This is a genomic window from Pseudomonas sp. CG7, from assembly GCF_023701885.1.
Taxonomy (GTDB): domain Bacteria; phylum Pseudomonadota; class Gammaproteobacteria; order Pseudomonadales; family Pseudomonadaceae; genus Aquipseudomonas; species Aquipseudomonas zanjanensis.
Genome location: NZ_JABAEE010000031.1, coordinates 1 through 21,145 on the forward strand (window position 1 = coordinate 1; position 21,145 = coordinate 21,145).

Here is a 21,145-nt window from a genome sequence, read left to right on the forward strand (position 1 = left end):
GACATGGGGGTGTTGCTGGCCTTTATGTTCCTGGTGAACATGCTTGGGGCCTTGATTCTGCTGCCGGCCTTGGCTTGGTTGCTGTTGCCGCAGAGGGTGTTTGTAAAAACGCCTGTGCTTAGTCGGCGGGAGCGGTGGGTGAGAGGCTGACGTTTTTTTTGGAAGGGCGGGAGCGGGCTTGCTCGCGAAGAGGCCAGCACAGCCGACATCTTCATTGACTGAGCCACCGCTATCGCGAGCAAGCTCGCTCCCACACTGGAATTTCAGCAGGCACAAAAATTCAGGTGCACCGAGCCCCCTGTGTGCGAGCCTGCTCGCGAAGAGGCCGGCACAGCCAACATCTTCATTGACCGAGCCACCGCCATCGCGAGCAAGCTTTGCTTCCACAGATCTGATATCTGATGGGGGACGACCCGCCGTCACGGCGAAACCATAAGCGGCCGTTACCGCAGCAACGGATATTCACACCAAGTCAAACACCCGATTTCGCCGCACCCAACCCCGGCCCAGCCGAATAACGAACCACACTAAGAACAGCCAACGTCGCAACCACCAACCCAGGCGAAGTCGCCAGCAATACAGCCGTGGTCCCGCCCCCGGCCGCCAGGATCTGCCCAGCGGCGAGAGGCCCGGCAACCGACCCCAGGCGCCCGATGGCCACCGCGGCACCCACCCCCGTCGCACGCACCGCCGTAGGATAGGAGGGCGGTGCCAACGCATAGAGAACCAACTGCGCAGCCATGACAAACAACCCGGCGGCAAACCCGGCGATGGCCATTGGCACGATACCAACGGACAACCCGACCCCGGCCAGGGCGCTCAGCAGACCAGCATAGACAAACAGTACCACCTTGACCCCATTGCAACGGTCCAGCAACAGGCCGCCCAGCAACGAGCCAAGGGCTCCGCCAATGTTGAAGAGCATCTGCACCAGGCCGGCCTGGGGTTTGCTGAAGCCCTGTTCCAGCAACAACGAAGGCAGCCAGTTGAGCAACATGTACATCACCGTCAGGGTGAAGAAGTAGCTCAGCCACAGCGCCAAGGTAGTACGACCGCGACCTTCACCGAACAGCGCCTGGGCGGTGGAATCGCGCGAGGAGCCGCTGTCACCCTGTGCCTGGCGAAAGGCGCTGGATTCGGGAAGCCACAGGAGCATCAACGGGACCACCAGCAAGGGTGCCAACCCACCGATAAAAAACGTCATCTGCCAGTGTTCGCCAAACAGCATGGCGACCACGGCGGCCAACGCACCACCCAACGGCACCCCCGCGTACATCACGCTGATGGCCGTGCCCCGGCGCTGCTCGCCCACGGCTTCGGCACACAGGGCAATGAGGTTGGGCAGGGCGGCCCCAAGACCCAGGCCGGTCATGAAGCGCACCAGCAACAGGCTGGAAAAATGTTCGACATAAGCGGTGCTGAGGGAAAACACGCCGAACAGCAAGACTGCGGCGATGAGGATTTTCTTGCGACCGATGCGATCAGCGATCCAGCCACCGAAGAAGGCTCCCGGCAGCAGCCCAATGATGCCGGCGCTGAACACCCAGCCCATCATCTTCGGGTCGAGGGCAAACGTCTGTCGCAACCCTGCGGCGGCGGTGCCGGCTGACTGCAGGTCGAAACCCTCGATCAACGCAACGATGAAACACAAGGCGATGGTCAGCGTCGCACGACGCGCCGGACGGTCCATGGCAAATCCTCTTATTGTTTTTGTGAGGGAACACCGGCTCAAGGAAAACCGGTGGGTGCATTTAAGATTAACAAAGCTAACTAAAAAATGAAGGGTTCGGACAGGACGTCAACAATCGGCCAGTTCATGATGAAAATCAGAGGGTTGGCAAGAATCTCCGAATGAATTAGTAAATTGGTTAATTACATTAATGTTCGATTATCGGACATTCTGGATTGACGAAGCGCCCGTACCGTTTCCATTCTTTGCTCGCACGGCCCCCCTCGCCAAGGTTGGGCCGATCAAAACAACAACAAAAAATGGACACCAAACATGCCAAACCTTGCCCGGGATGCGCTGAAGGCGCGCCCTGTTTCATCGCTTGTCCCTCTGCTGGCCTGTCTCGGATTGAGCCTGGGTTCTCCGGTTTCGTGGGCGGAAGGTTTCATCGACGACAGCCACGGCACCCTGACCTTGCGCAACTACTACATGGCCCGCGACTACAAGGACGACGGCGCCTAGACCGCTGCCAGGGAATGGGCCCAAGGCGTGTTCATGAACGTCGAGTCGGGGTTTACCCCAGGCACGGTCGGGTTCGGCCTCGACGTGAGGGGATTGCTGGGCATCAAGCTCGACTCGTCGCCGGACCGCAGCGGTACTGAACTGCTGCCTGTGTCGAGCAGCGACAAGCGCGCGGCGGATGAGTATTCGCGCCTGGGCGTGACCGGCAAGCTGCGTTTCGCGCAAACCACAGGGAAGACCGGCGACGTGTCGATTTTCCTGCCGTTTGCCTTCGCCAGCCCGTCGCGGCTGTTGCCTCAGACCTTTCGCGGTACGACCCTCAGCTCCAAGGATTTCGACGGTTTGGTGTTGAACACGGGTTACATCGACCGCATCGCCCGGCGCGATTCCACCGATTACCAGCCCATGAGCATCGCCTCGCCCAATCGTCGTTTCAACGGTGCGGCGCCTTCATCCCATATGGCCTATGTGGGCGGCGACTACCAGGTCAACAAAGACCTCAGCCTGCGGGCCTACCACGCCGAAGTCGCGGATCTGTACCAACAGAATACCCTGGCATTGCTGCACAACCTGCCATTGGGCGACGGTGTGCTAACCACCGACCTGCGCAGCTTTTTCAGTGATGAAGACGGCGCGGCCAAGGCGGGCAAGGTGGATAACCGCAACGTTTCGGCGCTGGTCGGTTATCGCCTGGGGGGGCATCGCGTCAGCCTGGGCTACATGCACGCCAGTGGCGATACGGCCACGCCGTATGTGTCCGGCACCGAGCTGATGGGCTTGAGCGAAATGACCATGAGCTCGGATTTCCTCAATGCCAAGGAACGCACCTGGCAGGCCATTCATGACTACGATTTCGCTGCCGTGGGCGTGCCGGGCCTGAGGAGCCGATTGCGTTATGTGCGTGGTGACCACATCGAGCTGGCGGCCCTCAATGCCGAGGATCGCAAGGAGCGCGAGTTCCAGATGGAGCTGGGGTATGTGGTCCAGAGCGGCCCACTGAAAAACGTCGGGCTGCTGGCGCGAAAATCGATCTACCGCAACGACTTCCCGGGTACGGCGGCGTTTCGCGATGAAAACCAGACCCGGTTCCTGGTGACGTACAGCGTGCCGATCTGGTGATGCATTGGGGTGCGACGCAGTGCTCTCGTGGCGAGGGAGCTTGCTCCCGCTGGGCTCTGTAGGAGCTGGCGAAGCCTGCGATCTTTTGATCTTTCGCTTGAGATTCAAGTGACAGGGGAAAGATCGCAGCCTCGTTGCACTCGACAGCTCCTACACAGCTCCTGCGGACGCGACCCTGCGCGAGCTTGCTCCCTTCGCCACAGGGGGAGCGGTGTTCCTTATTGATAAACCTTCTTCAACAACCGCAGCAACTCCTCACGCTCAGCCGCTGAGAGGGTCGTGGTGGAATCAAGGTCGCGCTGGGCAGCGATGTGCTTGAGTTCCTTGAGCAGGGTTTCGCCGGTCTTGCTCAGGAAAATCCCATACGAGCGCTTGTCCGGTTTGCAGCGTTCACGCACGGCCAGGGCGCGGCTTTCCAGTTTGTTCAGCAGCGGCACCACCTGGGGTGGTTCGATCGCCAGGGCCTTGGCCAGGTCGGCCTGCATCAGGCCGGGATTCTGGTCGATGATCGCCAGGGCCGAGAACTGGGCGGGGCGCAGGTCGTGGACGGCGAGCCGGCCGATCAGGTTCTGGAACAGTTTCATCTGGGCGCGACGCAGGGCATAGCCGATCAGGTCGTCCAGCGCGGAGTCCAGCGGTGCCTGCGCGTCGGTACCGGCGACCAGGGGCTCGGCGGGTTCGGCAAGCTTGGAAGACTTGGCCATCGAAGTGAGCTTCCTCAAAGTAAGTGATTAATAAGGCTATCCAGTTTGCCGAGGTTGCGGCGCGCTGGCTATGGGCTTGGGTACATTCAGTTTTTTAAATCTTCAACCCAGCCTCTGAAAAATACAGGTAAATCGATTAATAGTTAATTGACATAACTAATTTTCCGGTTTAGTTTTTGATCATCTTCAGCCAAGAACAAGAGAGCCCGCATCATGAGCAATTACGAAGGTCGCTGGAAAACGGTCAAGGTCGATATCGAAGAGGGCATCGCTTGGGTCACCCTCAACCGCCCGGAAAAACGCAACGCCATGAGCCCGACCCTCAATCGCGAGATGATCGACGTGCTCGAGACCCTGGAGCAGGATCCAGCCGCCGGCGTATTGGTGCTGACTGGCGCCGGTGATGCGTGGACTGCCGGCATGGACCTCAAGGAATACTTCCGCGAAGTGGATGCCGGGCCGGAAATCCTCCAGGAAAAGATCCGTCGCGAAGCGTCGCAGTGGCAGTGGAAACTGTTGCGCATGTACGCCAAGCCGACCATCGCCATGGTCAATGGCTGGTGCTTCGGTGGTGGTTTCAGCCCGTTGGTGGCGTGCGACCTGGCGATCTGCGCCGACGAAGCGACCTTCGGTCTCTCGGAAATCAACTGGGGCATCCCGCCGGGCAACCTGGTCAGCAAGGCCATGGCCGATACCGTGGGCCATCGCCAATCGCTCTACTACATCATGACCGGCAAGACCTTCGGCGGGCAGAAAGCCGCCGAGATGGGCTTGGTCAATGAAAGCGTGCCCCTGGCGCAGCTGCGCGAAGTCACCGTGGAGCTGGCGCGCAACCTGCTGGAGAAAAACCCGGTGGTGCTGCGGGCCGCCAAACATGGCTTCAAGCGCTGCCGCGAACTGACCTGGGAGCAGAACGAGGATTACCTGTACGCCAAGCTCGACCAGTCGCGCCTGCTCGACACCGAGGGTGGCCGCGAGCAGGGCATGAAACAGTTCCTGGACGACAAGAGCATCAAGCCGGGCCTGCAAACCTATAAGCGCTGAATCGACCGGCGAACGGTGGGCCGCATCCCGCTGTTCGCTGCGTCGCCCTGACGCTACTGTTACATCGCTGCAATGTGTTCCCGATAAAGACAATTAAAGAGGAATCACCATGCTGGACGTGCCCCTGTTGATTGGCGGCCAGGCGTGCCCGGCCCGCGATGGCCGGACCTTTGAACGCTGCAACCCGGTGACGGGTGAGGTGGTGTCTCGCGTGGCTGCCGCCACCCTGGAAGACGCCGATGCCGCCGTGGCCGCCGCCCAAGCGGCGTTTCCCGCCTGGGCCGCGCTGGCGCCCAACGAGCGCCGTACACGTCTGTTGCGTGCGGCCGAGCAATTGCAGGCCCGCAGTGGCGAGTTTATCGCCGCCGCCGGCGAGACCGGCGCCATGGCCAACTGGTACGGCTTCAATGTGCACCTGGCGGCGAACATGCTGCGCGAAGCCGCGTCCATGACGACCCAGATCAACGGCGAAATCATTCCTTCGGACGTGCCCGGCAGTTTCGCCATGGCCCTGCGTCAGCCTTGTGGCGTGGTGCTGGGCATCGCCCCCTGGAACGCCCCGGTGATTCTTGCGACCCGCGCCATCGCCATGCCCCTGGCCTGCGGTAACACCGTGGTACTCAAGGCTTCCGAGATCAGCCCGGCGGTGCACCGCTTGATTGGCCAGGTGCTCCAAGACGCCGGGCTGGGCGACGGCGTGGTCAACGTGATCTGCAATGCACCGGCGGATGCGCCAGCCATTGTCGAACGGTTGATCGCCAACCCGGCGGTGCGCCGAGTGAACTTCACCGGCTCGACCCACGTCGGGCGCATCGTCGGCGAACTGTCGGCGCGCCATCTCAAGCCGGCGTTGCTGGAGCTCGGCGGCAAGGCGCCGCTGTTGGTGCTGGACGACGCTGACCTGGATGCAGCGGTGCAAGCGGCCGCCTTCGGGGCCTACTTCAACCAGGGCCAGATCTGCATGTCCACCGAGCGATTGATCGTCGATGCCCGCGTGGCGGATGCGTTCGTCGCCAAGTTGACCGCCAAGATCGCCACCTTGCGTGCCGGCGATCCGGCGGCTGGCGATTCGGTGCTGGGCTCGTTGGTCGATGCCAGTGCCGGCCAGCGCATCAAGGGGCTGATCGACGATGCCTTGGCCAAAGGCGCGACGCTGGTCAGCGGTGGCCAGTTGGAAGGCAGCATCCTGCAGCCGACCTTGCTCGACGGCGTCACCGCACACATGCGCCTGTACCGTGAAGAGTCCTTCGGGCCGGTGGCGGTGCTGCTGCGCGGCGACGGCGATGAAGAACTGCTGCGCCTGGCCAACGATTCCGAGTTCGGCCTGTCGGCCGCCATCTTCAGTCGCGACACCAGCCGTGCACTGGCCTTGGCCCAGCGGGTCGAGTCGGGCATTTGCCACATTAACGGCCCGACCGTGCACGACGAGGCGCAAATGCCTTTTGGTGGGGTCAAGTCCAGCGGTTACGGCAGCTTTGGCGGCAAGGCATCCATCGAGCATTTCACCCAATTGCGTTGGGTGACCTTGCAGAACGGTCCGCGGCATTACCCGATCTGAAACCCGTCGCATCGCGGGCGGCCCGGCCATGAAGGCCGCCGCCCGGATGCAGGCCAGAATAATAATGACAAGGCCGCAGCCCTGTGCTGCCACGCTCCGCTCGCATCGCGACCCGAGTGTGCCTTGGTGGAGGAAATGTACGTGAGTTCCGAGTCCAGATCGTCCTCCCGACCCGAGGCCGGGCGTTATCGCCAGGTGTCGATTGGTCACCCTGCCGTCGAAGTCCGGGAAGAGCGTGGCATTTTGCACATGCGTTCCCTGGAGCCCCTGGCCCCCTTGCCGGCGCGTTTGCTCGAGCGCCTGGTGCACTGGGCCGAAGTGCGCCCACAGCAGACATTTATCGCGGCCCGTGAAGCGGGTGGCGACTGGCGTCGAGTCAGCTATGTGCAAATGCTCGACAGCGTCCGGGCCATCGCCCAAAGCCTGCTGAGTTACGGATTGTCGGCGGAAAAACCCCTGGCGTTGCTCTCCGGCAACGACATCGAGCACCTGCAAATGGCCCTCGGCGCGATGTACGCCGGCATTCCCTATTGCCCGGTTTCACCGGCCTATTCATTGCTGTCCCAGGATTTCGCCAAGCTGCGCCACGTCTGCGATCTGTTGCAGCCGGGTCTGGTGTTTGTCAGCGAAGCCGCACCGTTCGAACGGGCGATCAATGCCGTATTGCCGGCGGACGTCCCCTTGATCACCGTGCGTGGCGAGATGGCGGGCCGGCCTGGGACCCGTTTTGCCAGCCTGCTGGCCCAACCCGGTGGTATCGAAGCCGAGCAGGCGTTCGCCGCCACCGGGCCGGACAGCATTGCCAAGTTCCTGTTTACCTCGGGCTCCACCAAGCTGCCCAAGGCGGTGATCACCACCCAACGCATGCTGTGCGCCAATCAGCAGATGCTGCTGCAGACCTTTCCAGTGTTCGGCGAGACGCCGCCGGTGCTGGTGGACTGGCTGCCGTGGAACCACACATTCGGTGGCAGCCACAACCTCGGCATCGTGCTGTACAACGGCGGCACGTTCTACCTGGACGACGGTAAACCCACCGCCCAGGGCTTTGCCGAGACCCTGCGCAACCTCAAGGAAATTTCGCCGACGGCCTACCTGACCGTGCCCAAGGGTTGGGAGGAATTGGTCAGCGCCCTGGAGCAGGACGGTGAATTGCGAGAGCGTTTCTTCAAGCGCATCAGCCTGTTCTTCTTTGCCGCGGCGGGCCTGTCGCAAACGACCTGGGACCGGCTCGACAAGGTCGCCGAGCAGCATTGCGGCGAACGTATCCGCATGATGGCCGGCCTGGGCATGACCGAGGCGTCGCCGTCCTGCACCTTCACCACCGGGCCCTTGTCCATGGCCGGCTACATTGGCCTGCCGGCGCCTGGTTGCGAAGTCCGGCTGGTGCCGGTGGACGGCAAGTTCGAAGGGCGCTTTCGCGGGCCGCATATCATGCCTGGCTACTGGCGCTCGCCGCAGCAGACTGCTGACGTGTTCGACGATGACGGTTTTTATTGTTCCGGGGATGCGATCAAGCTGGCCGATGCCAGCAATCCGCAACTGGGGCTGATGTTCGATGGACGGATCGCTGAGGATTTCAAATTGTCCTCCGGGGTATTCGTCAGCGTCGGCCCGTTGCGCAACCGAGCGGTGTTGGAAGGCACACCCTATGTCCAGGACCTGGTGATCACCGCACCGGATCGCGAGTGCCTGGGCGCACTGGTGTTTCCACGCCTTGCGGAATGCCGACGCCTGTCAGGCCTGGGGGCGGCGGCTAGCGATGCCCAGGTCCTTGCCAGCCCGCCGGTACGCCGATGGTTCGCCGAGTGGCTGGAACGCCTGAACCGCGAGGCCAGTGGCAACGCCAGTCGAGTGGAGTGGATTGCGTTGCTCGATGAGCCGGCCTCCATCGACCGCGGTGAAATCACCGACAAGGGCTCGATCAACCAGCGGGCGGTGTTGCAGTGGCGGGCGGGGAAGGTGGAGGCGTTGTATCGCGGGGAGGCTGCGTCGATCCTGCGGGCGGGGCCTGTGGCTTAAAGCAAGATCTGCATACCCACCACACATCCCTGTGGGAGCGAGCTTGCTCGCGATAGCGGCGGCCCAGCAGCACTGATGTTGCCAGGCACACCGCCATCGCGAGCAAGCTCGCTCCCACAGTTGTTAACCCCTTACAACTCCTGCAGCGGATGTTGTTTAACGCCGCCCCAACAGCAAGCCCACCACCAGCCCGAACCCAGCGGAAATCGCTACGGTCTGCCAGGGGTGGCCGCCGATATAGACCTCAGTGGCATCGACGATGGGACGGGTGCGCTCCCGGGCGCTGGCGACCGAATCGAGGGCCTGTTGCAGTTTCTGGGAGATCTGTCCGCGCAGGTCTTCGGCTTCTTCGCCCACCAGCGAGGCACTGCTTTTGAGCAACTTCTCCGATTCTTCAATCAATGCCTTCAGTTCGCTGAAGGCCTGATCCTTGATTTGCTCTCCGTTCGTTTGCACGGTGCCTTTACGGGCCATGGAAATGCTCCTTGTGGATGATGGCATTGAACAATGGAGTGTTGCGCGTGTACAAAAGTTGCAGCGCGCGGCCCTGGCAGGGCATTCCATCGCAAATCGTGGTTAAGACGTTTCCCTGCAAGGTGTAAGATGGCGCCTATTTACGCAACAGGTAATTCCCATGAGCTTCAATCTGGCTGACAAGCCCCTGGCCGAGCGCGCCGCGCTGGAAGACGAAAACTCCCGACTCTTTGAACTGTGGCAAAACAATTTGGGCAAGGCCAAGGGCGATGCCGCCCGCCTGTTCGGCGAGCGCTCCAAGCGCAAGGGCAAGTGGGCCGAGTGGGTGCGTGCCGAACTGGACGGCATGTCGCCGCCGGAATACGCCAACATGGTGCGCAGTGAAGTCAATCGCCTGATGGCCGCCAACAAGTAAGCCTCAGGCGAACGTCGCGGTAATGGCCTCGCGCACCTTGATCACCGCCGGGTCCATTTGCGTGTGGGTTCGCCAGCCCAGTTCGATGGGGTAGCGGGGCAAGGCCAGGGGGCAGGGCAGCAAGGCCAGGCCGCTGAGGTCGGCGATGGCTCGGGCGGCGTGGGTCGGAATCGTCGCCACGGCCTGGCTGCCCTTGAGCAGGAACGGCAACCCGGCAAAATGCGTGGTCGAGGCACAGACGCGCCGACTCAGGCCAAGCCCGGCCAGCCCTTCGTCGGTGATGCCGATGAAGCCCCCCGAAGACACCAGCAGATGCTCACGGGCCACGAACGCCTCCAGGCTGAGGGTTTGTTGGCCTTGGGCCAGGCTCGCCGCGTCCAGGAGGCAGGCGTAGTCGCCTTCGCCCAACACCTGGCGGCTGAGCAACCGTTGGGCGAAACCGCCCGCCGTGATCGCCAGGTCAAAGTCGCGCTCCATCAAGGCCCGGCCGACGATCTGGCTGTGGGTCTGGCGGAAAATCAAGCGCAGGCCCGGCGCGCGGCGGGCCACTTCCTCGATCAGGCGGCGTCCATGGGCAATTTCGAAATCGTCCGACAGGCCGACGATGACCGACCGACCGTCATAATGACTCGCGTCTGGGGCGATCATCGCCAGGCTCTGGCGACATTTGTCCAGGGCTTCGCTGATCACCGGTTTCAGATGATTGGCCCGCAACGTCGGCGCCAACCCCCGTCCCGAACGCACGAACAAATGATCGCCATACACATCGCGAAGCCTGCGCAATGCGGCGCTGATGGCCGATTGCGTCACACCCAGGCGCACGGCGGCGCGGCTGGCGCTGGATTCGTCATGCAGAGCTTCGAAGGTCTTGAGCAGGTTGAGGTCGATGTCGGCGATATTCATGAGGCTCATATCATTTAGCAGCATTCGGGGCTTTATTCATGATCGGTCGCTGCTTGAGAATCAGCAACACCTGATGATCAAGGAGTTGAAAAACCATGCCCAAATCCATTGTGGCTGCCCTGCAGATCGGTTCGTTGCCGGGTGGCAAGGGCGAGACCCTGGCGCAGATCCTTTCCTATGAAGACGCCATTCGCCAAGCCGGTGCACGCCTGGTGGTCATGCCTGAAGCGCTGTTGGGTGGCTATCCCAAGGGCGAGGGGTTCGGGACGCAACTGGGTTACCGATTGCCGGAGGGGCGCGAGGCGTTTGCCCGCTACTTTGCCAACGCCATTGACGTGCCCGGCGTGGAAACCGAAGCGCTGGCCGGGCTGTCGGCGCGCACCGGGGCGAGCCTGGTGCTGGGCGTCATCGAGCGTGTCGGTAGCACCCTGTACTGCACCGCGCTGTATTTCGAACCCGATGCAGGCCTTGTGGCCCGGCACCGCAAGTTGATGCCCACCGGCACCGAGCGACTGATCTGGGGCAAGGGCGATGGTTCGACCTTGCCGGTAATCGACAGCCAGGTCGGCCGGGTTGGCGCGGCGGTGTGCTGGGAGAACATGATGCCGCTGCTGCGCACCGCGATGTACGCCAAGGGCGTGGAAGTCTGGTGCGCACCGACCGTTGATGAGCGGGAGATGTGGCAGGTGACCATGCGCCATATCGCCCACGAAGGGCGCTGTTTTGTGGTCAGCGCCTGTCAGGTCCAGGCGTCGCCGCAGTTCCTGGGCATTGACGTCGCGCACTGGCCGGCCGAGCGGCCGCTGATCGCCGGTGGCAGTGTGATAGTCGGGCCCATGGGGGATGTACTCGCCGGACCGCTGAAAGACACCGCAGGGTTATTGACCGCCGAAATCGACACCGATGATCTGGTGCGGGCGCGCTATGACTATGATGTGGTCGGGCACTACGCCAGGCCGGACGTGTTCGAACTGGTGGTGGACGAACGCGCCAAGCCCGGCGTGCGCTTCACGGCGTGATTCACCACGTCGCCGCGGAGCCTGGCAGCTCGAGGGTCCCGCGGTCGACGAAGCGCATCGTGCCGAACACGCCGCCGGCGAGCTTGCCCTTGAGTACATAGGGCAGGTTGTCCAGGCTTTGGGTCTGGCTCAGGCCCAAGGTCTGGCGCAGCACGGAAAACGCCGAAATGCTCACCGGCACACTCAGGATCGCTTCGGAAAAGCGCGGGATCGAACCGGCCTGGTCACTGACCCCGGTCGCCAGCGTACGACCATTGACCTCCAGGTCCAGGGCCATGCCGTTGTAGTCAATGGCGGTTTCGTTGGGGTTCTGCACACGCAGCTTCACCGCGAAACGCACCTCCAAGCCCTGGTTGGGCAATGGCTCGATGCCCACCACGTTGATGTTCAGCGGGTCACGGTGCGGGAAGAGGGCGCAGGCGCTCAGGCTGAGCATGATCAGGAAAACGGAAAGGCCGAGGATTCTGCGCATGGATAGACTCTCAATGAATGAAAAAACTCGGAAGCGATTGAGCACGATACCCTGGCGAGAGCGCTTTTGTGGCGAGGGAGCTTGCTCCCGCTCGGTTGCGCAGCAACCGCAACAGCTTGGGCCGCTGCGCAGCCCAGCGGGAGCAAGCTCCCTCGCCACAAAAGCTCACACACCACAAAGACTCATTCCACAGATTCATACCACACTGACTCATCCGTCAAAGGGCTCCTGACAGTTTCTGACACCAGCCTCTGCTAATCTGCGTCATCTTTTCTTTGCGGACAGTCCATCGTGTCGCGTACCACTCGGCTGCTCACTTTGTTGCAAGTCCTGCGAGGCAAGCGTTGCCCAGTCACCGCCGCGACATTGGCGGGTGAACTGAACGTCTCCGAGCGCACCTTGTACCGCGACATTGCCGAACTCACGGCCCTTGGCGCGCCGATCCAGGGCGAAGCGGGCATTGGTTATGTATTGCGCAGCGGCCTGTTCCTGCCGCCACTGATGTTCACCGCCGATGAAATCGAGGCCATTGTGCTGGGCTTGCGCTACGTGGATCAGCGCGCCGACGAGGTGCTGGGCAAGGCGGCCGCCGATGCCCTGGCGAAGGTCGCCGCGGTGCTGGCCCCGGATGTGCGGGACGCGTTGCGCAACCCCACGGTGCTGCCTGGCCCGCCGGGTTATGGCTATCCGCAGAATACTGTGGAACTGAATGTCTACCGCCAGGCCATTCGCGCCCAGGCCAAGCTGCACATCGACTACGCCGACGTGAACAAGACCCCGAGCCAACGGCTGATCTGGCCGCTGGCCCTGGGCTTTTTCAATGAGGCGCGGGTGGTGGTGGCCTGGTGCGAATTGCGCGGCGCCTATCGGACTTTTCGCACCGATCGGATTGCCTCGGCCACCGAGCAGGGCGAGCGCTATCCAGGCCGGCGCAGCGATTTGCTGCGGGACTGGTTTGCGCTGATGAAGCTGGACGAAACCGGGCGTTTCACTCCTGACAAAAACTGACACAGCGCTGTTCTAGCATGGTGCCAGATCGATAAACCAAGGAGCCATGCCATGTCCAACCCCGTCTCTTCCCTGGCCCCGGCCATCGCCGGCTACATCGCGGCTGCCAATGCCCGTGACAGTTCGGCGGTGACGCGTTTCTTCGCCGACGACGCCAATGTATTCGATGAAGGCCAGCACCGTGTCGGCACCCAGGCCATCGCCCAATGGATGGAAGACACCGCCCAGCGCTTCCAGCCGCGAGTCGAGGTTCTCAATGTGCAGCAACGCACAGGCAAGGTGCTGGTGCACAACCTGATCTCCGGCACATTCCCCGGCAGCCCATTGGAGCTGCGCTATACCTTCCGGCTCGATGAGCAGGGCAAGATCAGTCGGTTGGATATTTCAATCTAGCACTCTGCCCCAACGCTGTTACACCAGGAGTTGAACGCTGTTGTGCCAGGAGTTGAACGCCTTTGTGGCGAGGGAGCTTGCTCCCGCTGGGCTGCGCAGCGGCCCCAAGTTTTTGCGGTTGCTGCGCAACCGAGCGGGAGCAAGCTCCCTCGCCACAGGGCTCGGCGTTGAGTCCACAAGCAGGTGAATGACTCATCACCCCATGCTGCCAAGGCATACTCCCCACCTTCGTTTTCCGGACCCGGGCCGTATGACTTTCGACTCCCCCCTGAGTGCTTGGCAGCACGCCATCGAACACCGCGGTTTCGTCCAGGATGAGGCCCAGGAATTGGCCATCATGGCCCTGGAGCAATGCCACCAGGCGTTGCACGAAGGGCGCATGTCGATCAAGGGCGTTTATCTCTGGGGGCCGGTGGGGCGTGGCAAGACCTGGCTGATGGACCGCTTTTATGAAAGCCTCAAGGTGCCGGCACGCCGTCAGCACTTCCATCATTTCATGGCGTGGGTGCACCAGCGTTCGTTCCAGCTCACCGGCACGCCGGACCCTTTGCAGGCCCTGGCCAAGGAGTTGAGCGCGGAAGTACGGGTGCTGTGTTTCGACGAGCTGTTCGTCAACGACATTGGTGACGCGATCATCCTCGGGCGTTTGTTCCAGGTGATGTTCGAGCTGGGCATGGTGATGGTGAGTACCTCCAACCTGCCGCCGGAAGAGCTTTATGCCAACGGCCACAACCGCGAGCGCTTCCTGCCGACCATCACCGCGATCAAGCAGCACATGCAGATCGTGCCGGTGAACGGCTGGCAAGACCATCGCCAACACCCAGGCCAATTGCAGCAGCGTTACTGGTTGCGCGATCCAGGGCAACCCGACCCGCTGGGCGATGTCTTCGACCTGTTGACCGCCGGGCAGGTGTCGAGCCGAGCGCCGATTGAAGTGAGCCATCGTCTGCTGGAACCGGTCCAGGCCAGCGATGCCGTGCTGTGGAGCCGTTACGCCGACTTGTGCGAGCAACCGTTTTCAGCGTTGGATTTCATGGCGCTGTGCGACCGCTTCAATGTCATCCTGCTCAGTGACGTGCCCTGTCTGAGCGCTGAACAGCGCGAAGGGCGTATTGCTCGTGGCACCGAGGACGGCGTCGAACGGGTCGTGGCCGGTGATCGTGAGTTGCCGCAGTTGTCGGTCCACGACGACGGCGTGCGGCGATTCATCGCCCTGGTCGATGAATGTTATGACCGCAAGGTGCCGCTGTGTCTTTCGGCCGCGGTGCCGATGGATGAGTTGTACACCGAGGGCTATCTGCAATTCCCGTTTCGCCGTACGCTCAGTCGCCTCCAGGAAATGCAAATGCAACGTTTCGGTCAGTACGCCTGACCTGTATCCCGCCGACGGCATTGTGCCGCGGTCCTACTGAAGTGAGATGGAAGGTCATGGAAGAAGCCAAGGACATCCTTGTTCTGCAAGCCAGCTACACCAACCCGGTCCACGCCGAAGCGATCTGTCATGTGCTCAACGGTTACGCGCAGGATCCGATGGGTGGGGGGCATCCGTTGCCGGCCGAGGTACTGCTGCACCTGCCGGAGGAGCTGGCCAAGCGGCCCCATGCCTTCAGCGTGCTGGCGTTTGTCAATGGAGAACCGGCGGGGCTGGTCAATTGCTTCGAAGGTTTTTCAACCTTTGCCTGCCGGCCCCTGGTGAATATCCACGACGTGGCGGTCATGCCGGAATTTCGCGGCCTCGGGTTGAGCCAGAAGATGCTGCAGAAGGTCGAGGACATTGCCCGCCAGCGCGGTTGCTGCAAGATCACCCTGGAAGTGCTTGAAGGCAATGCCGTCGCCCAGGGCAGCTACGCCAAGTTCGGCTTTGCCGCCGGCATGTTCGACCCGGCCCACGGCATTATGCAGTTCTGGATCAAGCCCCTGTAAAAGCGGGCTTCTGGTGGGGTGCGGTTATTTTTGTACCACTTCAGCCAATGGCGCCTTTGGCTGCATCAGGCTGAAGTCGATCAGCGCCCTGCGCGGGGCTTCATACGGATTGCCGATCAGCAGCGGACGGGCCTTGAAGTCATCGCTGACCAGACTCTTGCTGCGGTCCAGTTCATCGAAGCTCAGGCCGGCCAGGTCTGCCCAGGTGTGAATCAGGTGCGAGCTGCTGTAGGGCCGTGACAGGTCGCCGGCAAAGTTCCAGTCATGGTTTTCGCGCCACTTGGGCGAAGCCCAGGCCATGAAGGGAATGGTATACATCGGCGCTGGCGGCTTGGCTTCGTTACGGCCCAGCGTGCCGTGACCCTGCGAATCGAACACGTCTTCACCATGGTCCGAGAGGTACAGCAGGAAACCGTTGGGGTCGGTCCTGGCGTAATCCTTGATCAGGCTGGAGACGACGAAGTCGTTGTACAACACCGCGTTATCGTAGCTGTTGTAGGTCGGGACCTGATCATCACGCAGGCCCGCCGGTACGCCCTGGCGATCAGTGAACTTGTTGAACGTCGGCGGGTACCGGTATTGATAACTCATGTGGGTGCCGAGCAGGTGCACCACGATCAGCTTGCGCGGCGCGCTGTCGGCCAGGGCCTTGTTGAACGGCTCGATCACGTCGCCATCGTACTGCGCGGAGTTCTGGTTGCGGTTGTTGTTCAGGTACACCTGTTCATCGGCCTGTTGGGAAAAGGGCGTGAGCATGGTGTTGCGCTTGGTCATTGTCTGCTGGTTGGTGATCCAGAAAGTCTTGTAGCCGGCCTGCATCATCATGCTCACCAGCGAAGGCGTGCTCAGGTACAGGTCCGGGTTCTGTTCGTCGGCGAAGGTCAGCACCTGTTGCAGTGCTTCGATGGTATAGGGGCGCGGGGTGATGACATTGTCGAACACCGACAGCTGGTCCTTGAGCTTATCCAGCTCCGGTGTGGTTTCCCGCGGGTAACCGTAGAGGCTCATGCGCTGCCGATTGGTGGATTCGCCGATCACCAGCACCAGGGTGGCCGGCTGTTCTGCCATGCCGTCCTTGAGGTTGCTCAGGGGAGGGATCTTGCTGGCGCTGTGGAGCATGCCTTGCATGTTTTCCAACTGCTCACCATAGCGACGGTAGGCCACCAGCATCTGCCAGGGCACCGCCGGCTCGATCCGGTTTTCGAACTTCTCCAGGCCACGGGCGAAGCTGCCGGTGCGCAGGGTCTGCTTGACCAGCGGATAACCGACCACGGCGAGCACGATGACGGTTGCGACAACCACGGCCTGGCGCCGGGGCAGGTACACCGGGCGCAGGCGGGTCCAGAGCCAATAACCCACGGCGGTATGGGCCAGGAACGCCGCCACCATCCACCAGGCAAAATACTGGGTCAGGTACTCGCCGGCTTCAGACACGTTCGATTCGAACATGATGAAGATGACGCTTTGGGAAAATTCTTGCTGGTAAATGAAGAAGTAGCCCAGGCTGGCCATGGAGCAGGCCCACAGCACCACGCCGATCAATGCAGCCAGCAAGCGCGTACGGGCAGGGAAGAGCAGCAGGGGCGCCAGCCACACCGCACTCATCACGAACGCTTGGCGAAAGCCGGCGAAACCCGAGGTGTCACTGAGCAGAATGAGTAGTTGGGTGATACCTGAGAAGTACCAGAAGAACAGAAACAGCCAGCCGAATCCGGCCCAGTCGAAACCTTTCGCAGTCGTTTTGCTGCGTTTGAACAAGCTCATCAAGCGCTCCAGCCTCTGTCGACGAAGCTGCTGGCACCGGACTGGTGGCCGCAGGCATACGCCGAGCAATCTTAAAGGCGGGGAGTATTACGAGCCGGTTGTGAAAACTTTGTTAGTTTTTCGGTTACAAAACGCAGGCGGGGGTGAATCAGGCAATCAAGGCAGGCGGGAGGCGCCCCATCCTGTGGCAGGGGGCTTGATCCTGTAGGAGCTATGTAGGAGCTGTCGAGTGCAACGAGGCTGCGATCTTATCCCAGACACTTGAGTCTCAAGCGAAAGATCAAGATCAAAAGATCGCAGGCTTCGCCAGCTCCTACCCTCTGGGGCGGTTACCGAGCCAGGGACTGGCTCTGGTGGGACAGCTGTGCGTGTTGCAGCTGCATGCGCAGTTGCGTCACTTCATCAAGCAGTAGATCGCGTTCTTCCTTGAGTAGGCGCAATTCATCGCGACGAATGGTCACATAAAGGGTTTGGGGGGGACGTGCGGTAACGACTGGGCCCATTGCTCACCTCGCAAATGGCGTACATCAACTAGAGAGATGTCGCCAGTTTTTTTGGTCGACACCTCTTTATCGGCGCCGATTCTGAATACTTTTGCTCGTGAATGGAACTTTTTTATTTTTCATGGTCGCCGTGTCTTCGGCCGGTTTTTGAACGTTATCCTTTGTGATCGGGCGATTTACCCGGAAACTATGCAGCAATGCTCTGGACTAACCTCCACAAGTCACCTTGAGCTAAACCTTTGACACACCTTTATTTGTAGTAGGGAGCATCAGCACATGCAACTCGGGATCATTGGACTGGGCCGCATGGGCGGCAATATTGCGCGGCGCCTGATGCTCAATGGGCACACCACCGTCGTCTATGACCGCAATACCGCTTTTGTCGAAAACCTGAGCCAGGAGGGCGCCACGGGCGTCGCGGACCTGCCGGCACTGGTCGCCGGCCTGGACAAGCCACGAGCGGTCTGGGTCATGCTGCCGGCCGGCGCACCCACCGAAGACACCATCAACGTCCTCAGCGAGCTGCTTGAGCCGGGCGACGTGATCATTGATGGTGGCAACACGTACTACAAGGATGACATCCGTCGCGCCCAGGCCCTGTCGGAAAAAGGCCTGAGCTACATCGATGTCGGTACTTCCGGCGGTGTCTGGGGCCTGGAGCGCGGCTACTGCATGATGATTGGCGGTGAGGCCGAGGTGGTGAAGCGCCTGGACCCGCTGTTCGACAGCCTGGCACCGGGCATGGGCGACATTCCGCGCACCCGTGACCGCACATCCGACGATGACCGCGCCGAACGCGGCTACATCCACGCAGGCCCGGCCGGTGCCGGGCATTTCGTGAAGATGATCCACAATGGAATCGAGTACGGCATGATGCAGGCCTTCGCCGAAGGCTTCGACATCCTCAAGACCAAATCCAGCGAAAGCCTGCCACCGGAGCAGCGTTTTGACCTGAACGTGGCCGATATCGCCGAAGTCTGGCGCCGTGGCAGCGTGGTCTCGTCCTGGTTGCTGGACTTGACCGCCGACGCCTTGGCCAGCGATCCGAAACTGGAGGGTTTTTCCGGCGAAGTCGCTGACAGCGGTGAAGGGCGCTGGACCATCGAGGCCGCCATCGAGCAAGCGGTGCCGGTGCCGGTCCTGTCCAGGTCGCTGTTCGCACGTTTCCGCTCGCGCCAGCAAAGCACCTACGGCGACAAAATGCTCTCGGCCATGCGCTTCGGCTTTGGCGGCCACGTGGAGACGCCGAAAAAATGACCTCGATCGCCAGCAAATCCAAAGCAGAACCCGCGCCGCCGACCACGTTGTTTTTGTTCGGCGCCCATGGTGATCTGGTCAAGCGCCTGCTGATGCCGGCGCTATACCACCTCAGTCGCGACGGTCTGCTGGGCGATGGGCTGCGCATCATCGGGGTTGACCACAACGCCATCAGCGATGTGGATTTTGCCAAGAAACTCGAGGATTTCATCCGCAACGAAGCGGCGAGCAAGGGCGGTGATGCCGACCGCGCGCTCGACCCGGTGCTGTGGGCCAAGCTGGCCCAGGGCATCAGCTACGTCCAGGGTGATTTTCTCGATGACGGCACCTACCAGGCGCTGGCGGCAAAAATCGCCGCCAGCGGCACCGGCAACGCGGTCTTCTACCTGGCGACCGCGCCGCGCTTTTTCAGTGAAGTGGTCAGCCGCCTCGGTGCGGCCGGGCTGCTTCAGGAGCAGGAGGGGGCTTTCCGGCGGGTGGTGATCGAAAAACCCTTCGGTTCCGACCTGCAAACCGCCGAAGCGCTGAACGCCTGCCTGCTCAAGGTCATGAGCGAGAAACAGATCTATCGCATCGACCACTACCTGGGCAAGGAGACGGTGCAGAACATTCTGGTCAGTCGGTTCTCCAACAGCCTGTTCGAGGCGTTCTGGAACAACCACTACATCGACCACGTACAAATCACCGCCGCCGAAACCGTCGGCGTGGAAACCCGTGGCAGTCTTTATGAACACACCGGCGCCCTGCGGGACATGGTGCCGAACCATCTTTTCCAATTGCTGGCGATGGTGGCCATGGAGCCGCCAGCGGCGTTTGGTGCTGACGCGGTACGTGGGGAAAAGGCCAAGGTCGTCGGGGCGATCCGGCCCTGGTCGGTGGAACAGGCCCGCGCCAACTCGATCCGCGGCCAATACACCGCCGGTGAAATCGGCGGCAAGGCCGTGACCGGTTATCGCCAGGAAGCCAACGTCGCTGCCGACAGCAACACCGAGACCTACGTCGCCCTCAAGGTCATGATCGATAATTGGCGCTGGGTGGGCGTGCCGTTTTACCTGCGCACTGGCAAGCGCATGAGCGTGCGGGACACGGAGATCGTCATCTGCTTCAAGCCGGCGCCTTACGCGCAGTTTCGCGACACCGAAGTCGACGAACTGCAACCGACGTACTTGAGAATCCAGATTCAGCCCAATGAAGGCATGTGGTTCGACCTGCTGGCCAAGCGCCCGGGGCCGGCCCTCGACATGGCCAATATCGAATTGGGCTTTGCCTACAAGGATTTCTTCGAAATGCAGCCATCCACGGGTTACGAGACCCTGATCTACGATTGCCTGACTGGCGACCAGACCCTGTTCCAGCGCGCCGACAACATCGAAAACGGCTGGCGCGCCGTGCAGCCGTTCCTCGATGCCTGGCAACAGGACGCGACGGTCCAGCCCTACAAGGCCGGGGAAGATGGCCCGGCGGCGGCCGATGACTTGCTGACCCGCGACAGTCGCGTCTGGCATGGCCTCGGATGAGTAATCTGGTGAAGCATCCCATCCGATTTTTACTCAGCGACATGGACGGCACGCTACTGCTGCCTGATCACAGTCTCAACCAGCGCACCATTGAAGCGGTTCGCTCGTTGCGTGAGGCCGGCGTGCTGTTCAGCCTCGCCACAGGGCGACCGCCGCGGGCCATGTTGCAGCAGATCGAGGCCCTGGGCGTCGACCTGCCTACGGCGGCGTTCAACGGTGGCACGCTGGTTCATCCCGACGGCAGCTTCCTTGCGGTCCATTACCTGCCGCCCGAGGCCGCGCTGGCCACGCTGGCGCTGTACGCCGATCAGCCTGGCATCGAGGTCTGGGTTTTCGCCGATGGCGATTGGCTGGTGCGCGACGCCAACGGCCCGATGGTGCCGGTGGAGACCCGCGGCCTGGGCTATCCGCCGGTAGAAGTCGAGAGTTTCGAGCCGTATCTGGAGCGGATCGACAAGATCGTCGCCACCAGCGCCAACACCGACCTGCTGGTGGAACTGGAGGCTCGGCTGCACCCGCTGCTCAAGGGCCAGGCCCAGGTGTCGCGTTCGCAACCGATCTACCTCGACGTGACGGCGATGAAGGCGAACAAGGGCGAGGCATTGTCGACGCTGGCCGAGTTCCTGGGGGTGCCGCTGGAGCAGACCGCAGCGATGGGGGACGGCGGCAATGACCCGGCGATGTTTCACCGGGCGGGATTGTCGATTGCCATGGGACAGGCGGAAGAGGCGATCAGGCGCCAGGCCGATGTCGTGACCGCCGCCGTGACCGAAGACGGCGCGGCCTTGGCGATCGAGCGCTACATCCTCCTGTAATAAGCTGTCCGGGTCTTTGTGGCGAGGGAGCTTGCTCCCGCTGGGGC

19 protein-coding genes and 1 pseudogene are annotated in these 21,145 nt (G+C 61.8%); 13 read left to right on the plus strand and 7 right to left on the minus strand.

The annotated features are described in order from the left end of the window. Positions 1-472: 472 nt before the first annotated feature. Positions 473-1,690, minus strand: coding sequence for a 3-(3-hydroxy-phenyl)propionate transporter MhpT (gene mhpT, locus HGO40_RS14430; RefSeq protein ID WP_250963541.1), 1,218 nt, complete (start codon positions 1,688-1,690; stop codon positions 473-475). A 312-nt stretch (positions 1,691-2,002) separates the two neighbouring features. Between mhpT and HGO40_RS14435 the strand changes: the two are divergent. Then, positions 2,003-3,310: pseudogene (locus tag HGO40_RS14435) on the plus strand (OprD family porin). A gap of 218 nt (positions 3,311-3,528) precedes the next feature. Here the strand turns inward: HGO40_RS14435 and HGO40_RS14440 are convergent. Then, positions 3,529-4,014 carry a MarR family winged helix-turn-helix transcriptional regulator gene (locus HGO40_RS14440; protein ID WP_250963542.1) on the minus strand — a complete coding sequence of 162 codons (486 nt, stop codon included), beginning with the start codon at positions 4,012-4,014 and terminating at the stop codon, positions 3,529-3,531. 213 nt (positions 4,015-4,227) lie between these two features. Between HGO40_RS14440 and HGO40_RS14445 the strand changes: the two genes are divergently transcribed. From HGO40_RS14445 to HGO40_RS14455, 3 genes are all read left to right on the plus strand, one after another. After that, the gene (locus tag HGO40_RS14445) at positions 4,228-5,058 is read left to right on the plus strand and encodes a p-hydroxycinnamoyl CoA hydratase/lyase (RefSeq protein ID WP_003202420.1); all 831 of its coding nucleotides are present in this window, start codon (positions 4,228-4,230) and stop codon (positions 5,056-5,058) included. A 109-nt stretch (positions 5,059-5,167) separates the two neighbouring features. Further along, on the plus strand, positions 5,168-6,616 hold the full coding sequence (locus HGO40_RS14450) for an aldehyde dehydrogenase (RefSeq protein ID WP_250963543.1): 1,449 nt from the start codon (positions 5,168-5,170) through the stop codon (positions 6,614-6,616). A 141-nt stretch (positions 6,617-6,757) separates the two neighbouring features. Next, positions 6,758-8,635: a feruloyl-CoA synthase gene (locus HGO40_RS14455; protein WP_250963544.1), complete on the plus strand. Its 1,878-nt coding sequence runs from the start codon at positions 6,758-6,760 to the stop codon at positions 8,633-8,635. A 156-nt stretch (positions 8,636-8,791) separates the two neighbouring features. On the opposite strand, the gene HGO40_RS14460 is transcribed toward HGO40_RS14455, so the two are convergent. After that, positions 8,792-9,109, minus strand: coding sequence for an ElaB/YgaM/YqjD family protein (locus HGO40_RS14460; RefSeq protein ID WP_250963545.1), 318 nt, complete (start codon positions 9,107-9,109; stop codon positions 8,792-8,794). A gap of 160 nt (positions 9,110-9,269) precedes the next feature. Here HGO40_RS14460 and HGO40_RS14465 point away from each other — a divergent pair, with 160 nt between their 5' ends. Then, the gene (locus HGO40_RS14465) at positions 9,270-9,524 is read left to right on the plus strand and encodes a hypothetical protein (RefSeq protein ID WP_250963546.1); all 255 of its coding nucleotides are present in this window, start codon (positions 9,270-9,272) and stop codon (positions 9,522-9,524) included. 3 nt (positions 9,525-9,527) lie between these two features. Here HGO40_RS14465 and HGO40_RS14470 read toward each other — a convergent pair whose 3' ends face one another. Beyond that, complete coding sequence (locus HGO40_RS14470; protein WP_250963589.1) at positions 9,528-10,436, minus strand: LysR substrate-binding domain-containing protein; 909 nt, start codon at positions 10,434-10,436, stop codon at positions 9,528-9,530. Between the two features lie 86 nt (positions 10,437-10,522). Between HGO40_RS14470 and HGO40_RS14475 the strand changes: the two genes are divergently transcribed. After that, a complete protein-coding gene (locus tag HGO40_RS14475; RefSeq protein WP_250963547.1) occupies positions 10,523-11,446 on the plus strand; it encodes a carbon-nitrogen hydrolase family protein in 924 nt (307 codons plus the stop codon). Position 11,447: 1 nt separating this feature from the next. On the opposite strand, the gene HGO40_RS14480 is transcribed toward HGO40_RS14475, so the two are convergent. After that, a complete protein-coding gene (locus tag HGO40_RS14480) occupies positions 11,448-11,918 on the minus strand; it encodes an LEA/WHy family protein (RefSeq protein WP_250963548.1) in 471 nt (156 codons plus the stop codon). A 291-nt stretch (positions 11,919-12,209) separates the two neighbouring features. Here HGO40_RS14480 and HGO40_RS14485 point away from each other — a divergent pair, with 291 nt between their 5' ends. From HGO40_RS14485 to HGO40_RS14500, 4 genes are all read left to right on the plus strand, one after another. Next, positions 12,210-12,926, plus strand: a complete 717-nt coding sequence (locus HGO40_RS14485) for a helix-turn-helix transcriptional regulator (protein WP_060742566.1) — start codon at positions 12,210-12,212, stop codon at positions 12,924-12,926. Positions 12,927-12,977: 51 nt separating this feature from the next. Next, positions 12,978-13,319 carry a nuclear transport factor 2 family protein gene (locus HGO40_RS14490; RefSeq protein WP_250963549.1) on the plus strand — a complete coding sequence of 114 codons (342 nt, stop codon included), beginning with the start codon at positions 12,978-12,980 and terminating at the stop codon, positions 13,317-13,319. A gap of 250 nt (positions 13,320-13,569) precedes the next feature. Then, the gene (zapE, locus tag HGO40_RS14495) at positions 13,570-14,691 is read left to right on the plus strand and encodes a cell division protein ZapE (RefSeq protein WP_250963550.1); all 1,122 of its coding nucleotides are present in this window, start codon (positions 13,570-13,572) and stop codon (positions 14,689-14,691) included. A gap of 56 nt (positions 14,692-14,747) precedes the next feature. Further along, the gene (locus tag HGO40_RS14500) at positions 14,748-15,242 is read left to right on the plus strand and encodes a GNAT family N-acetyltransferase (protein WP_186707649.1); all 495 of its coding nucleotides are present in this window, start codon (positions 14,748-14,750) and stop codon (positions 15,240-15,242) included. Between the two features lie 24 nt (positions 15,243-15,266). Here the strand turns inward: HGO40_RS14500 and HGO40_RS14505 are convergent, their stop codons facing one another. Continuing rightward, on the minus strand, positions 15,267-17,006 hold the full coding sequence (locus tag HGO40_RS14505; RefSeq protein WP_250963551.1) for a phosphoethanolamine transferase CptA: 1,740 nt from the start codon (positions 17,004-17,006) through the stop codon (positions 15,267-15,269). Between the two features lie 329 nt (positions 17,007-17,335). Next, the gene (locus HGO40_RS14510) at positions 17,336-17,509 is read right to left on the minus strand and encodes a DUF6026 family protein (protein WP_013693491.1); all 174 of its coding nucleotides are present in this window, start codon (positions 17,507-17,509) and stop codon (positions 17,336-17,338) included. Positions 17,510-17,761: 252 nt separating this feature from the next. Here HGO40_RS14510 and gnd point away from each other — a divergent pair, with 252 nt between their 5' ends. From gnd to HGO40_RS14525, 3 genes are read left to right on the plus strand one after another with little or no spacing between them, the layout of a single operon-like run. Then, positions 17,762-18,766, plus strand: a complete 1,005-nt coding sequence (gene gnd, locus HGO40_RS14515) for a phosphogluconate dehydrogenase (NAD(+)-dependent, decarboxylating) (RefSeq protein WP_353050730.1) — start codon at positions 17,762-17,764, stop codon at positions 18,764-18,766. Then, positions 18,763-20,283 carry a glucose-6-phosphate dehydrogenase gene (gene zwf, locus HGO40_RS14520; RefSeq protein WP_250963553.1) on the plus strand — a complete coding sequence of 507 codons (1,521 nt, stop codon included), beginning with the start codon at positions 18,763-18,765 and terminating at the stop codon, positions 20,281-20,283. The genes gnd and zwf overlap by 4 nt, the downstream gene beginning before the upstream one ends. Next, positions 20,280-21,098, plus strand: coding sequence for an HAD family hydrolase (locus tag HGO40_RS14525; protein WP_250963554.1), 819 nt, complete (start codon positions 20,280-20,282; stop codon positions 21,096-21,098). The genes zwf and HGO40_RS14525 overlap by 4 nt, the downstream gene beginning before the upstream one ends. Positions 21,099-21,145 lie beyond the last annotated feature (47 nt).

Coding starts and splice junctions, on each gene's coding strand:
- HGO40_RS14450 (WP_250963543.1), top strand. CDS start 5,168: ATGCTGGACGTGCCCCTGTTGATTGGCGGCCAGGCGTGCCCGGCCCGC.
- HGO40_RS14525 (WP_250963554.1), top strand. CDS start 20,280: ATGAGTAATCTGGTGAAGCATCCCATCCGATTTTTACTCAGCGACATG.
- zapE (WP_250963550.1), top strand. CDS start 13,570: ATGACTTTCGACTCCCCCCTGAGTGCTTGGCAGCACGCCATCGAACAC.
- HGO40_RS14480 (WP_250963548.1), bottom strand. CDS start 11,918: ATGCGCAGAATCCTCGGCCTTTCCGTTTTCCTGATCATGCTCAGCCTG.
- HGO40_RS14445 (WP_003202420.1), top strand. CDS start 4,228: ATGAGCAATTACGAAGGTCGCTGGAAAACGGTCAAGGTCGATATCGAA.
- HGO40_RS14475 (WP_250963547.1), top strand. CDS start 10,523: ATGCCCAAATCCATTGTGGCTGCCCTGCAGATCGGTTCGTTGCCGGGT.
- HGO40_RS14440 (WP_250963542.1), bottom strand. CDS start 4,014: ATGGCCAAGTCTTCCAAGCTTGCCGAACCCGCCGAGCCCCTGGTCGCC.
- HGO40_RS14505 (WP_250963551.1), bottom strand. CDS start 17,006: ATGAGCTTGTTCAAACGCAGCAAAACGACTGCGAAAGGTTTCGACTGG.
- HGO40_RS14460 (WP_250963545.1), bottom strand. CDS start 9,109: ATGGCCCGTAAAGGCACCGTGCAAACGAACGGAGAGCAAATCAAGGAT.
- mhpT (WP_250963541.1), bottom strand. CDS start 1,690: ATGGACCGTCCGGCGCGTCGTGCGACGCTGACCATCGCCTTGTGTTTC.
- zwf (WP_250963553.1), top strand. CDS start 18,763: ATGACCTCGATCGCCAGCAAATCCAAAGCAGAACCCGCGCCGCCGACC.
- HGO40_RS14510 (WP_013693491.1), bottom strand. CDS start 17,509: ATGGGCCCAGTCGTTACCGCACGTCCCCCCCAAACCCTTTATGTGACC.
- HGO40_RS14465 (WP_250963546.1), top strand. CDS start 9,270: ATGAGCTTCAATCTGGCTGACAAGCCCCTGGCCGAGCGCGCCGCGCTG.
- HGO40_RS14500 (WP_186707649.1), top strand. CDS start 14,748: ATGGAAGAAGCCAAGGACATCCTTGTTCTGCAAGCCAGCTACACCAAC.
- HGO40_RS14470 (WP_250963589.1), bottom strand. CDS start 10,436: ATGAGCCTCATGAATATCGCCGACATCGACCTCAACCTGCTCAAGACC.
- HGO40_RS14490 (WP_250963549.1), top strand. CDS start 12,978: ATGTCCAACCCCGTCTCTTCCCTGGCCCCGGCCATCGCCGGCTACATC.